Genomic DNA, 13,909 nt, shown 5'->3' on the forward strand with positions numbered 1-13,909 from the left:
TTAGCTTAATAACACTTTTATAAGATTCGTATTACTATGCAGAAATATTTTTAAACAAAGGGGATTGTGATGAAGAAAATTTTGCTTGTCTTTTTTTTGTTGTTCGGTGCTCTTTCTTATGCAAATGAAAATGCCATTGTAGTCGCTATCGAGGAGCAAACACCTCGTATAAATCCACTCTATGACGAGGATCACGATCCTACGCTTTCGCTCGTTTTTTCGGGGCTTACGAACCACGATGAAAATAGCCGCGTTGTGCCAGAGCTTGCGAAGTCTTGGCAGGTGAGCGACGATGGCTTGGAGTATGTTTTTGAGCTAAGAGATGATGCCTTTTGGCATGACGGGGTAAAATTTAGCTCAAAAGATGTGAAATTTACCATTGAAGCGGCTCAAGATAAGAAGCTAAATGCGCCTGCTATCTCAAACTATGAAGTCGTAAAAAGCGTTGAAATTTTAGGTGATTATAAGGTAAAGATCACGCTAAAAGAGCCTTTTCCGCCGTTTCTTGACGCGCTTAGTTTTGGCGTTTTGCCTGAGCACATTTTAAAGGGCAAAGATATCGCAACTGATAAATTTAACGACGCTCCCATTGGCACTGGCGCATACAAGCTTGTAAAATGGAAAAAAGATGAGAGCTTGGAATTTGTGGCAAATGAGAAATTTTACAAGGGCGAGCCAAAGATAAAAAGGGTATTTTTTAAAATTGTTGTTGATGAAAATTTAAGGCTCGTTGGGCTTAAAAGCGGTGAGATCGACGTTGCGCTCATTTCTCCAACTGGTGTAAATTTCATAAAAGATGATAAAAAATTAAGCCTGCTTAAATTTAAAAGTGCGGACTATAGAGCTTTGATGTTTAACTTTAATGATCCTCTTTTTCAAGATAAAAATGTAAGAATCGCCCTAAACTACGCGGTAAATAAAGATGAGATAGTTAAAAATTTATTTCACGGATATGCAAGCGTAGCGAACAATCCGATAGAAAAAAGCTTTGCAAATGACAGCGAGTTTAAATTTAGCTACAATCCGCAAAAGGCTAGGGAGCTGCTTGAAAAGAGCGGCTTTAAGAAAAACAAGGCTGGCTTTTTTGAAAAGGACGGCAAGGAGCTTAGCTTTGACATCTACGCCTTTAATAACGACATCTTAAGGGTCAATCTAGCCAAAATTTTAAGCAGCGAGCTAAATAAATTTGGCGTGAGAGCCAAAGCCTACACAAAGCCAAGAACAGCCTTTAGCATAAGCGAGGTTGATAGCTTTATTATTGGCTGGGGAAGCCCATTTGACCCAGATTTTCACACATACAGGATCTTTGGCGGATTTGCCGATGTGAGCATAAATGAAAATGGCTGGAATTTTAACCACTACAAAGACGCAAATGTCGATCTTGCCCTAAAAAATGCAAGATATACAAAGGATGTGGAGCTTAGAAAAAAATACTACAAAGAATTTCTAAAAGCACTTTTTGAAAATCCACCTTACATTTTCATAGCCTATCTTGACTATCCGCTCGTCTTTAACAACAAAATTTCAGGCATAAAGACGCAAATTTTAGGCCACCATGGGGCTGGATTTTTATGGAATATAAGAGAGTGGCAAGTAAAATAGTGGAAAAAACTTTGTCTAGAGCCATTTTAAAAACAGCGATCTCAAGTCTTGGATTGCTGTTTTTTATCTCGTTTTTTCTATTTTTGCTCATATATTTTTTGCCAGGAAACATCACTGACGCGATGTTTTCAAGGAGCGAGGCGGTAAATTTAGCCATAAAAGAGCAAATTTTAAAAAATTTAGGGCTAAAAGATAACTTTTTCGTGCAGTATTTTAGATGGCTGGTTCACTTTGTCACAGGCGACTTTGGCACGAGCTTTGTAAGCGGAGCAAGCGTCTCTCTGCTAATTAAAGAGAGGCTTATAAACTCGCTTTTTTTATTTGTATGCTCATTTGTTTTAATAGCCATTCTGTCCTTTTTCTTGGGGCTTTTAAGCGCCATTTATAAGAATAAATTTGCCGACATCTTTATAAATTTTAGCTCGTTTTTGCTGGCTTCATTGCCGCATTTTTACATCGCCCTTGTGCTAATAGCGATCTTTAGTGTCTATCTAAATTTGCTGCCAAGCTCTGGGGCAAACGAGCTGGGATCTAGCGGAGTAGGGGCTAAATTTATCATCTTACCAACTCTTGCCATCATCTTGCCACACCTTGGCGCAAACATGAAATTTGTAAGATACAGGCTAAATCAAAGCCTAAACGCTGACTTTATCCAGACGGCACGTGCTAGAGGCTTGGGCAGTGGAAAAATTTATCTCTTTGCGATAAAGCACGCAAGCACCGATATAGTTTATTATTTCGCAACCCTTGTAGCTGGCGTTTTTGCTGGCTCATACGTCATTGAGAGCATTTTTTCATTTCCAGGCATAGGCAAGCTTAGCCTTGATGCAGTCATCGCCAAAGACTATCCAGTCGCACTTGCGACCATTTTGCTAACGTCCGTTTTTGTCGTTTTTGCAAATTTGCTAGCAAAAATTTTCGCTATTTTGGCAGATAAGAGAAATTTATGAGAAAAGTCATATTTTTTCTAGCTTGCTTTGTATTTTTGGCACTTGTCTCATTTGCCTTTGTGACGCCATTTTTTTCTAAATTCGAGCCAAATTTCACTGACTTTATGGCGGTAAATTTAGCCCCAAGTAGCGAGCACATCTTTGGCACTGACATCCTAGGCAGGGACAATCTCATAAGAGTTGCCTGCGCGCTTAAAAACTCGCTTCTTATCTTGCTGCTAGCTGGCTTTTTAACGACGCTTTTTTCGCTCATCTACGCATATTTTGGCACGAGCAATAGTAAAGCTTGCGAGAGCCTTTTTGACAAGGGACTTGATGCCTTCTTAAGCATACCAAACATCGTTTTTATCATGCTTTTTAGCTCATTTAGTAGTGGAGATCTACTTATCACCTCTTTTATCATCGCCATTTGCTCGTTTATGCAGGGCGCAAAAGTCTTTATGCAAAATTTTAGACTTAATAAAAAGTGCGACTATGCCGAGCAAGCCGTGATAAATGGAGCTGGTAAATTTAGCCTTATTTGCTTTGAAATTTTGCCAAATTTAAAGCATCTAATAGTTAGCATCTTTGGCATAAACGCGATAAATGCAGTCGTCATGGAGGCCACGCTTGGCTTTTTTGGCGTGGGTAGTGACGCAAATAAAATAAGCCTTGGCATCATGCTAAATGAGAGCAAAGAAGCGCTTTTTCTGGGCTCTTGGTGGATGGTGCTTTTCCCTGGCGTGACGCTCTTTTTGCTCATCCTTGCAACCTCGATCATCACGTCAAATTCAAAAAATGGCAATATAAAAATATGATTGAGATTAAAAATTTAAACGTTCTTTATAAGGATAAGAGGCTTTTGCGTGAGCTTGATTTTAGCATGAGTGAGGGTAAATTTATAGGTATCACGGGCGCTAGTGGCAGTGGTAAATCGCTCTTTGCAAAGAGCCTAATAAGGCTTTTTGATGACGATTTTAGAGTGAGGGCGGATAAATTTAGCATTTGCAAAAAAAATATCTTAAAACTTAGTCAAAATGAGCTAAAAGAGCACCGAAGAAAGGTCGCCGCGCTCGTTTTTCAAAACTCTATCGCCAGCCTTCATCCGCTCTTAAACGTGGGTGATCACTTCAACGCCTATCTTGGCGGCGATAATAAATCAAATAAAGAGCTTGCATTTGCTTACTTTAGGGAGTTTGGGCTGGGTAATGCTAATCTCATCTGGCACAAATACTCATACGAGCTAAGTGGTGGTGAGGCGAGTCGCGTGCAGATAGCTCTTGCACTTTGCCTGAGGCCAAAAATTTTAATCTGCGACGAGATAACAAGCGGACTTGATAGCATTAGCGGTAGCCACGTGGCAGGCATCTTAGAGAGCCTAAAAGGCAAGATGAACGTCATTTTTATCTCGCACGATGAGGCGCTGACAAGCTATCTTAGTGATGAGATTTGGCAGATGAGAGATGGGCGGTTAAATTTAAAGGAAAATGCGTGAAAATCAGGCTTGAAAACGTCTCAAAAAGTTTAAGCTTTAAGGAGCATTTTAACGCTAGAGCTGAAGTGCTGCATCTTTTGGAGGGGATAAGTTGCGAGCTTGATGATGGCGAAAATTTAGCCATTTTGGGGCAAAGTGGCAGTGGCAAAAGCACACTTGCAAAGCTCATATCATTTAGTGAGCCAAAAAGTGGGGGCAAAATTTACATAAACGATGAGGAGATCACGGATAAAAATGAGCTCAAAAAGGACATCAGATATATCTTGCAAAATCAAAAGCAAGCCCTAAATCCAGCGCTAAAAGTAAAAACCGCGATCGTTCACGTGAGGTCATATCTTAAGCTTAGCTTTAGTGAGAATGAGCTCAAAGAACTTCTGGCAAATCTAAATTTAAAAGATGAAATTTTAGAAAAATTCCCATCTCAGCTAAGTGGCGGCGAGGCGACGAGAGTCGGGATACTGCTAGCACTTCTTTCAAAGCCAAAAGTCCTAATCTGTGATGAGATAACAAGTGGGCTTGATAATGAAACAAAGCAAAAGATCATAAATTTGCTTTTAAGCTTAGATGAAAAAATCAGCATTATTTTTATCACGCACGATATTTTAAGTGCGATGAAGATAGCGCAAAAAGTGCTAATAATCGAGGCTGGCAAGCAGGTGGCGTGGGGTAAATTTGAAGATCTCACAAGCCAAAATGTCCTTAAAAAATACCTCGATGCTGCAAAAATTTATAAAAATAATCTTTGATATAATGCAAGCAAAAAAGGTCAAATTTGCTAGTTCATATCTGCTGCTCGGTCGATAGCCACTACTTTTTAAAACGCCTACGAAAAGATCATCCAAATGAACGAATAGTAGGCTATTTTTACGATCCAAACATACATCCATATAGCGAGTTTTTACTGCGTTTTGAGGACGTGAAGCGAAGCTGCGAGAAGCTAGGCATCAAGCTAATATGCGGCGAATACGACTACGAAGCGTGGCTTGGCGGCACAAGGGGACTTGAAGATGAGCCAGAAAAGGGCAAACGGTGCGAATACTGCTTTGACTTTCGTATGAAAGACTCTGCTAAAAAGGCGCTTGAGCTAGGGCTTAGTAAGATCACAACGACACTTTTGATGAGCCCAAAAAAGGACTTTTCTCAGCTTAAAAAGGCGCTTGATGAAGCGGTGGCTGGCTCAAATTTAGAGGCGGTTGCGGTTGATTATAGAAAAAATGGCGGCACAAGCGAGCAGTTTATCCTCGCTAAAAAAGACAAACTCTATCACCAAAACTACTGTGGCTGCGTCTTTGCGCTAAAAAAACAGCGCGACTCGCAAAATTTGCCCCAAAGTGAGCTAATGAGCGAGCTGCACGCAAGGGCGCTTTATGGCAGCATAGAAGCGAGGCTTGAGCTTTACAAAAAGGTGCGCCTTTGCGAGGCGAGAGGTGAGAAATTTCATCTTTTTAGAAGGCGATTTTTAAACTACAGGCTTTTACGCGCTAGTGTTAAATTTGGCGGAGTTGTGGTACCAAGCTACTTTGTACTCTACTCTGGCTTTAAAAGAGAAAATTTAAAGCTAAATGTAGAAAATTCCTGCGAAATGGACGATGAGCTAAAAGAGGGCGTAGTTTTTATGAGCTTAAGTCGATTTAATAAATTTACAAACAGCAAATTTAAAAGCGTTGATGAGCTTTGCAAAAGGTCGCTTGAGCTTGGCGCTGAGATGAAATTTCGCCGTGAGATAAGCGGAGAATTTTCGCAAAATCCTATCATTATCTTAGACGAGGTCAAAAAAGGTAGCTACGAAATTTACGCAAAGGCTGTTTTTTATAACGATAGCGAAGAAATTTTGGTTTTAGACTAAAAGGCGAGTTTATAAAATTTATCTTAAAGCAGTGAATTAAATTTTTGCCACATAAGGCGAAATTTAGAGATTTTTAAAAGAGGCTAATAATTTTTTTCTTAGTATAAATTTGTTACAATCGCCACAAATTTACATTACTAAGGCTAAAACGTGATAGACGTCGTAGAAATTCAAAAAATTCTCCCACATAGATTTCCATTTTTACTTATAGATAGAGTTGTTGAGCTAGAGCCAGCTAAGAATATCGTGGCTTATAAAAATGTAACCATTGGCGAGCCGATATTTCAGGGACACTTCCCGGGCCATCCGATATATCCTGGCGTAATGATAATAGAAGGCATGGCACAAGCTGGCGGCGTGCTAGCTTTTAAGAGCATGAGTGATGAGCATCAAGCTGGTATCGAGAATAAAGTAGTCTATTTTATGAGCATAGACGGAGCAAAATTTCGCCATCCAGTCCGCCCTGGAGATAGGCTAGAGTATAGACTAAACGTGCTAAAACACAAAGGAAATATCTGGGTGCTCGAGGGCAAAGCATACGTCGATGATGTGCTATGCGCCGAGGCTGAACTAAAAGCGATGATAGTCGATAAATAGGCTTTTGCTTAAGAAAAAGAGAAACAATGAAAAACATCCACAAAACAGCTGTAATAGAAGATGGAGCGATAATCGGAGATGACGCAAACATCGAGGCTTACGCATTTGTTAGCAAAGATGCAGTCCTTGGTAATAACGTCACGATAAAGCAAGGCGCAAGGGTGCTTGGCAAGACTAAGATCGGCGACAACTCTCGTGTATTTAGCTATGCGATCGTAGGTGACATACCACAAGATATCAGTTATAAAGATGAGGTCGATACCGGTGTCATTATCGGTGAGCACGCAACTATACGTGAGTTTTGCACGATAAACTCAGGCACGCACAAAGGCGATGGTATAACAAGGATCGGTGATAATGCCTTTATTATGGCGTATTCTCACATCGCACACGACTGTATCATCGGTAACAACGTCATTTTGGCAAACAACGCAACTCTAGCAGGCCATGTTGAGCTTGGCGACTACGCAGTTGTGGGCGGTCTTACGCCCATTCATCAGTTTGTTAGGGTTGGCGAGAGTTGCATGGTCGCAGGTGCAAGCGCGCTCAGCCAAGACGTAGTGCCATTTTGCCTAGCTGAGGGCAACAGAGCTTATATAAGAAGTTTAAATTTAGTTGGCATTAGACGCAGATTTGATAAAGAGCAGGTTGAGGAGCTAGTTCGCGCTTATAAATTTTTGTTTAATCAAGGCATTAGCCTAAAAGATCAAGCAAACGAGCTAGTCGCAAAAACCAGCGATGAAAATGTTAAAAAAATGTGTAAATTTATATTAGAAACGACAAGAGGAATTCCGCTTGCAAAAGGAAGAGATTAATGGCTAGAAAGTGTAATTTTTGTGGAGAGGCAGAGTCTGCTGAGAGAAGATTACTCGCTGATATCGAAGGAAATGCCTATATATGCGAATATTGTATCGCTGCTGCATACGATATGATACATGGAGATACTAGCGTAGAAGAGAGTAAAAACGACGAAACGATAGAGTATCAAAAGCTCACTCCAAAGGAGCTAAAAGCTGTACTTGATAACTATGTGATCGGTCAAGATAGGGCTAAAAAGGTCTTTAGCGTCGGCGTATATAACCACTATAAGAGAATTTTTAAACAAAGCGACATCAAAGACGATACTGAAATTTCAAAATCAAACATCTTACTTGTTGGCCCAACTGGAAGCGGAAAGACGTTGATGGCTCAAACTTTAGCGAGATTTCTTGATGTGCCTATCGCAATTTGTGATGCCACAAGCCTAACTGAGGCTGGATATGTCGGTGAGGATGTTGAAAACATCCTAACAAGGCTCTTACAAGCTGCAAATGGTGACGTGAAAAAGGCGGAGCAGGGCATTGTTTTTGTAGATGAGATTGATAAGATCGCTAGAATGAGTGAAAATAGAAGCATTACAAGGGATGTTTCAGGTGAAGGTGTACAGCAAGCGCTTTTAAAGATCATTGAAGGAAGTGTTGTAAATATCCCACCAAAAGGTGGCAGAAAACATCCAAACCAAGACTTCATCCAGATAGATACGACAAATATTTTATTTGTTTGTGGCGGTGCATTTGACGGGCTTATTGATATTATCGAGAGAAGGGTTGGTAAAAACGTACTTGGATTTAACCAAGAAAAACGTGGTAAAAATGAAAAAGAAAATTTACTAAGCCTACTTGAGCCAGACGATCTTGTAAAATATGGCCTCATTCCAGAGCTTATCGGCAGACTTCACGTAGTAGCCACTTTAAATGAAATAACAAAAGATGACATGGTAAAAATTTTAACTGAGCCAAAAAATGCGATATTAAAACAATACCAAAAGCTTTGTGCGATTGACGGTGCTACACTTAAATTTGATGATGAAGCACTTGAAGAGATAGCAAGTTTAGCTATCGAGCGAAAAACCGGGGCTAGAGGGCTTAGAAGTATAATGGAAGAGCTTATGACGGACATAATGTATGAGCTGCCAGAGTTAAAAGAGTATGATATTGTTATCTCAAAAGAGACTGTAAAAGATAAGGCAAAGCCAATTTTAATAAAGCACGATAAGAAAATAGCGTAAAGGAAATAGATGTTTTTAGATCAGGTTATAGGTTTTTTCTCAAGTGATATGGGCATAGATCTCGGTACGGCAAATACACTTGTTTTGGTAAAAGATAAAGGCATAATAATAAATGAACCTTCTGTTGTTGCAGTAAGGCGTGAGAAATATGGCAAACAAAAAATTTTAGCGGTCGGACATGCTGCAAAAGAGATGGTAGGAAAAACTCCAGGCGATATTGAGGCGATAAGGCCGATGAGAGATGGTGTTATTGCGGATTTTGATATGACTGAGCGCATGATACGCTATTTTATAGAAAAGACACACAAAAGAAAAAGCTTTTTACGCCCAAGGATCATCATCTCGGTTCCTTATGGACTAACTCAGGTCGAAAGAAAGGCCGTTAGAGAAAGTGCCTTAAGCGCTGGAGCAAGAGAAGTATTTTTGATCGAAGAGCCTATGGCAGCAGCGATTGGCGCAAATTTACCAGTTCGTGAGCCACAAGGTAACCTAGTAGTTGATATCGGTGGCGGTACGACTGAGATAGGCGTTGTCTCGCTTGGTGGTCTAGTTATTTCAAAATCAATCCGCACAGCTGGCGATAAGATTGATATTAGCATTGTTAATTATATAAAAGAGAAATATAACTTACTAATAGGTGAGAGAACAGGCGAGGAGATAAAGATCACCGTAGGTTCTGCCGTGCAGCTTGAAAAAGAGCTAAGCGTAGTGGTAAAAGGTCGCGACCAGGTAAGTGGTCTTTTAAGTAGAGTCGAGCTAACAAGCGAAGATGTGAGAGAGGCGATGAGAGAGCCACTAAAAGAGATTGCAGATGCGCTTAAAACCGTGCTTGAGATGATGCCGCCTGATCTTGCTGGCGATATCGTGGAGACTGGTATCGTACTAACTGGCGGCGGAGCGCTTATTAGAGGACTTGATAAATTTTTATCTGATATCGTTAAACTTCCAGTTTTTGTAGCTGACGAGCCACTCCTTGCGGTTGCTAGAGGAACGGGCAAGGCACTTGAAGAGATTGGGCTTTTACAACAGCTGACAAATGAAGAGTAAGATTGTTCTTTTTGTTTTTATAGCATTGCTTGCTACGGCCTCAGTTTTTAAGGGAGAAATTTTAAGTAATCTTTCTATCGGGTTTAGTAACTATGCTACAAATTCATACGACAATTTTGCTAAAAGTGTGAAAGACTATATAAACGAATATTTTAGGCAGGCTAGCGAGATAGAAAAACTAAGAGCGCAAAATGAAGAGCTAGAGCGCTCAGCCACGCTTCTTTCTACTTTTGCGAACGAGCTAAATCAAATTTTAAAAGATAAAAACTCGACTGCCTACGCCCCAGCTGTAAAGCTAGTAAAAGGGCTTAGCTACGTGCATATCGGGGATTATAATAAAATTTGGATAAGTGAGTTTGAAGGATACGACCCAAATAAAATTTACGGGCTCATCTATCAAGGAAATAGCGCTGGTATCGTCATCGCAAAAGATGGCAAGCCGCTAGCTTACTTGCAAAATGACCCAAAAAGTATATTTGCGGTTTATATAGGAAATGACAAAATTCCAGGCGTCGCGCATGGAAATCAAGGCCAAATAATGGTGAAATTTATCCCACAATGGCTCAGCCCAAAAGAGGGCGACGAGGTCTTTACGAGTGGGCTTGACGGGATATTTTTTAGTGGGGTGCCAGTAGGGCGCGTGAGTAAAATTTTAAAAGAGAGCTCCTATCAAAGTGTGATAGTTGAGCCCTATGCAAAGCTAAACATACCAAACTACCTATACGTTGTTACAAAGGAAAAATAATGCCAAAAAGAACAGATATAAATACCATTTTGCTAATCGGCTCAGGACCTATCGTCATCGGTCAAGCCTGCGAATTTGACTACTCAGGCACGCAAGCAGCCAAGACGCTAAAGGAGCTTGGATACCGCGTAGTGCTTATCAACTCAAACCCAGCCACCATCATGACTGACCCAAATTTTGCCGATGCAACGTATATTGAGCCGATCACAAAAGATAGTATTTTAAGGATCATCGAAAAAGAAAAAATAGATGCTATCTTACCAACGATGGGTGGTCAAGTAGCACTAAATGCTGCTATGGAGGTCTTTGAGAGCGGTCTTTTAAAGGATGTGAAATTTCTTGGTGCAAACCCAGAAGCGATAAAAAAGGGTGAAGATAGACAAATTTTTAAAGCAACCATGCAAAAGATCGGTATGGATCTGCCTGAGAGTAGATATGCTTATAACATGGACGACGCGCTAAATGCAGCAAATGAGATAGGCTTTCCGCTCATCATAAGAGCTAGCTATACGCTTGGTGGCGCAGGAAGTGGCGTGGCTTATAATATGGACGAGTTTAAAGAGCTAGCCAACACCGGCCTTGACGCAAGCCCGATACATGAAATTTTGATAGAAGAGAGCTTGCTTGGCTGGAAAGAGTACGAGATGGAGGTCATTAGAGATAGAAACGATAACTGCATCATCGTCTGCTCGATCGAAAATTTTGACCCAATGGGCGTTCATACAGGTGATAGCATCACGGTCGCACCAGCACTCACACTCACAGATAAAGAGTATCAGGCTATGCGTGACGCTAGCTTTGCCATACTTCGTGAGATCGGTGTTGATACTGGTGGCAGCAACGTGCAGTTTGCCATAGACCCAAAAAGTGGCCGCATGATCGTTATCGAGATGAACCCGCGCGTAAGCCGCAGCTCAGCGTTAGCAAGTAAAGCTACTGGCTATCCTATCGCAAAAGTCGCGACGCTGCTTGCAGTTGGTTTTAGTCTAGATGAGATCAAAAACGACATCACAGGCACGCCTGCTAGCTTTGAGCCGGTGATTGACTACATCGTGACAAAAATTCCACGCTTTACATTTGAGAAATTTCCAGGATCAAACCCATATCTAGGCACTGCGATGAAGTCAGTTGGCGAGGTTATGGCCATTGGCAGGACATTTAAAGAGAGTATCCAAAAGGCGCTTTGCAGCTTAGAGCGTGATCTTTGCGGATTTAACAGCCTTAGTTTAGAGAAAAACGCTTTGATTTATGGCATCAGAAATGCAAATGAGAGGAGAATTTTATATCTAGCGCAAGCCTTTAGAGATGGCTTTAGTGTGGCTGAAGTGCATGAGTTTAGCAAGATCGATCCTTGGTTTTTAGAGCAAATTTACGAGATAGTTAAATTTGAAGATAAGATCGACATGGATATATTAAACAACGAAGAGCTGCTACGAGAGGCTAAAAGCATGGGCTTTTCAGACAAGATGATAGCTGTGCTTATAAATGAAAAAGATGATCTTGAGCTTAGTCAAAATGATATCTATTTTGCTAGGCAAAAGCTTGGCATCGAGCTTGAATACAACGAGGTTGATACTTGTGCGGGCGAATTTAAGGCGCTAACGCCGTATCTCTATTCATCTACAAATATCACTAAATTTCCTAAAAAAGAGCTAGCAAAAGATGCTAAAAAGGTGATGATAATAGGCGGCGGCCCAAATAGGATCGGACAGGGCATAGAGTTTGACTACTGTTGCGTGCATGCAAGCTACGCCCTAAGAGACCTTGGCGTAAAAACGATAATGTACAACTGCAACCCAGAAACCGTCTCAACCGATTACGATACGAGCGATATCTTGTACTTTGAGCCGATTGATTTTGAGCACGTTAGATCAGTCATTGAGCGTGAAAAGCCAGACGGTGTGATCGTGCATTTTGGCGGTCAAACCCCGCTTAAATTTGCAAAACGCCTAAGCGTGATCGGCGCAAAGATCATCGGAACAACTGCAAGAGTGATCGACGTGGCCGAAGATAGAAAGAAATTTAGCGAATTTATAAATAAAATTGGCGTTCTTCAGCCTAAAAATGACACCGCCACAAGCCTAGAAGAAGCCTTACAAAAGGCCACTACTATCGGCTATCCAGTGCTTGTTCGCCCAAGCTACGTTCTAGGCGGTAGGGCGATGAGAAGGGTGCATAACGAGAGCGAGCTAAAAGAGTATATGAGCGAAGCGGTCAAAGTTAGTAATCACTCACCAGTACTACTTGATAAATTTTTACAAGATGCAAAAGAGCTCGACGTAGACGCGATATGTGATGGCAAAGAGGTCTATATTGGCGCGATAATGGAGCACATCGAGGAGGCTGGAATTCACTCTGGCGACTCAGCTTGCATATTACCACCGATGAGTTTAAGTGATGAAATGATAAAAAAAGTGGAGAAGCAAACCAGAGATATCGCGCTAAATTTAGGCGTTATTGGCCTTATGAATATCCAGTTTGCCATCTATGAAAACGAGCTTTATATGATAGAGGTAAATCCTCGAGCGAGTAGGACTGTGCCGTTTGTGAGCAAGGCTACTGGCGTGCCTATGGCAAAGGTGGCTACGAGAGTCATGTGGCAAGGAAATTTACGTGAGGCTCTCAAATTTTATGATGATTACAGGGTTGTTTATGAGGACGGTGACATCCTAAAACCTCGCGTAAGTTCGCATATTTGTGTAAAAGAGTGTGTATTGCCATTTAACAAGCTAAGTGGGGCCGATCTCATCCTTGGCCCTGAGATGAAGAGTACGGGTGAGGTAATGGGCATAAGCCACGATTTTGCAAGCTCATTTGCAAAGAGCCAGATCGCTGCGAGCAACACTTTGCCAAGCAAGGGCAGGGTCTTTTTAACGCTGGCTGATGGCGACAAATCTTATGCGCCAGACCTTGCAAGAGAGCTAATAGCACTTGGTTTTAGTGTCATCGCAACTGGTGGTACGCATAAAATTTTAAGCGAAGCTGGCGTGGAGGCTGAGTTTGTCTATAAGATAAGTGAGGGCAGACCAAATGTCGAAGATAGGCTTAAAAACGGCGACATCGCACTTGTCATCAATACAAGCGATACAAAATCAAGCGTGGATGATGGCAAAAAGATCCGCCAAAATGTGCTTAGATTTAAAATTCCATATTTTACAACGATCCGTGCAGCACTAGCGGCTGCTAAGTCCCTAAGTGCGGTTCAAACTGGTAAAGCACTCGAGGTAAAAAGCTTGCAAGAGTATCTAAGCGAGAAATGAACCAAAAAGAGTGCGTAGTAGAAGTGTTAGTTAGCCTTGGTGGCATGACAACGCTTTTTGATCTTTACCATAAAACTGACGTTAGCACTTGGGGTAGCAAAACTCCATTTGCTAGTATAAGACGGATAGTGCAGACTAATAAAGAATTTTATAAGATCAGAGCCGGACTTTGGGAACTTTGTGAGTTTAGAGATAAAAATTTAGCCAAAACAGGTGATAGTAAGAGTGAGCAAAATGAGAAATTTACACATTCTTATTTTCAAGGCGTTATCGTTGAGATAGGAAATTTAAGACATTTTCAAACATTCATCCCAGCTCAAGATAAGAACAAAATTTTATAA

The 13,909-nt window shown here is 41.1% G+C and carries 13 protein-coding genes; all 13 read left to right on the forward strand.

All coding sequences use genetic code 11. From position 1 onward, the window contains the following. Nucleotides 1-69 precede the first annotated feature (69 nt). The 13 genes from CVT18_RS04125 (at nucleotide 70) to CVT18_RS10460 (ending at nucleotide 13,909) form a co-directional block, all read left to right on the forward strand. Nucleotides 70-1,602: an ABC transporter substrate-binding protein gene (locus CVT18_RS04125; protein WP_107824265.1), complete on the forward strand. Its 1,533-nt coding sequence runs from the start codon at nucleotides 70-72 to the stop codon at nucleotides 1,600-1,602. After that, nucleotides 1,602-2,552, forward strand: a complete 951-nt coding sequence (locus CVT18_RS04130) for an ABC transporter permease (protein ID WP_234410267.1) — start codon at nucleotides 1,602-1,604, stop codon at nucleotides 2,550-2,552. The genes CVT18_RS04125 and CVT18_RS04130 overlap by 1 nt, the downstream gene beginning before the upstream one ends. Then, nucleotides 2,549-3,349, forward strand: coding sequence for an ABC transporter permease (locus CVT18_RS04135; RefSeq protein WP_107824266.1), 801 nt, complete (start codon nucleotides 2,549-2,551; stop codon nucleotides 3,347-3,349). Before CVT18_RS04130 ends, CVT18_RS04135 begins: the two co-directional genes overlap by 4 nt. Continuing rightward, the gene (locus CVT18_RS04140; RefSeq protein ID WP_107824267.1) at nucleotides 3,346-4,026 is read left to right on the forward strand and encodes an ATP-binding cassette domain-containing protein; all 681 of its coding nucleotides are present in this window, start codon (nucleotides 3,346-3,348) and stop codon (nucleotides 4,024-4,026) included. Before CVT18_RS04135 ends, CVT18_RS04140 begins: the two co-directional genes overlap by 4 nt. Next, nucleotides 4,023-4,772 carry an ATP-binding cassette domain-containing protein gene (locus CVT18_RS04145; RefSeq protein WP_107824268.1) on the forward strand — a complete coding sequence of 250 codons (750 nt, stop codon included), beginning with the start codon at nucleotides 4,023-4,025 and terminating at the stop codon, nucleotides 4,770-4,772. Before CVT18_RS04140 ends, CVT18_RS04145 begins: the two co-directional genes overlap by 4 nt. Before the next feature lie 26 nt (nucleotides 4,773-4,798). Beyond that, on the forward strand, nucleotides 4,799-5,872 hold the full coding sequence (locus tag CVT18_RS04150; protein WP_107824269.1) for an epoxyqueuosine reductase QueH: 1,074 nt from the start codon (nucleotides 4,799-4,801) through the stop codon (nucleotides 5,870-5,872). Nucleotides 5,873-6,022: 150 nt separating this feature from the next. Further along, nucleotides 6,023-6,469: a 3-hydroxyacyl-ACP dehydratase FabZ gene (gene fabZ, locus CVT18_RS04155; RefSeq protein WP_004317884.1), complete on the forward strand. Its 447-nt coding sequence runs from the start codon at nucleotides 6,023-6,025 to the stop codon at nucleotides 6,467-6,469. Nucleotides 6,470-6,495: 26 nt separating this feature from the next. Further along, nucleotides 6,496-7,284, forward strand: a complete 789-nt coding sequence (gene lpxA / locus CVT18_RS04160) for an acyl-ACP--UDP-N-acetylglucosamine O-acyltransferase (protein WP_103629011.1) — start codon at nucleotides 6,496-6,498, stop codon at nucleotides 7,282-7,284. Further along, nucleotides 7,284-8,516 (forward strand): ATP-dependent Clp protease ATP-binding subunit ClpX, encoded by a 1,233-nt coding sequence (clpX, locus tag CVT18_RS04165; RefSeq protein ID WP_054196085.1) that lies wholly within the window; start codon nucleotides 7,284-7,286, stop codon nucleotides 8,514-8,516. Before lpxA ends, clpX begins: the two co-directional genes overlap by 1 nt. A gap of 9 nt (nucleotides 8,517-8,525) precedes the next feature. Further along, nucleotides 8,526-9,563 carry a rod shape-determining protein gene (locus CVT18_RS04170; RefSeq protein WP_103629012.1) on the forward strand — a complete coding sequence of 346 codons (1,038 nt, stop codon included), beginning with the start codon at nucleotides 8,526-8,528 and terminating at the stop codon, nucleotides 9,561-9,563. Beyond that, nucleotides 9,553-10,308, forward strand: a complete 756-nt coding sequence (mreC, locus tag CVT18_RS04175) for a rod shape-determining protein MreC (RefSeq protein ID WP_084109149.1) — start codon at nucleotides 9,553-9,555, stop codon at nucleotides 10,306-10,308. Before CVT18_RS04170 ends, mreC begins: the two co-directional genes overlap by 11 nt. Beyond that, complete coding sequence (gene carB, locus CVT18_RS04180) at nucleotides 10,308-13,568, forward strand: carbamoyl-phosphate synthase large subunit (RefSeq protein ID WP_103629013.1); 3,261 nt, start codon at nucleotides 10,308-10,310, stop codon at nucleotides 13,566-13,568. The genes mreC and carB overlap by 1 nt, the downstream gene beginning before the upstream one ends. Further along, the gene (locus tag CVT18_RS10460; protein WP_234410268.1) at nucleotides 13,565-13,909 is read left to right on the forward strand and encodes a hypothetical protein; all 345 of its coding nucleotides are present in this window, start codon (nucleotides 13,565-13,567) and stop codon (nucleotides 13,907-13,909) included. Before carB ends, CVT18_RS10460 begins: the two co-directional genes overlap by 4 nt.

The organism is Campylobacter concisus, from assembly GCF_003048405.1.
GTDB lineage: Bacteria > Campylobacterota > Campylobacteria > Campylobacterales > Campylobacteraceae > Campylobacter_A > Campylobacter_A concisus_Q.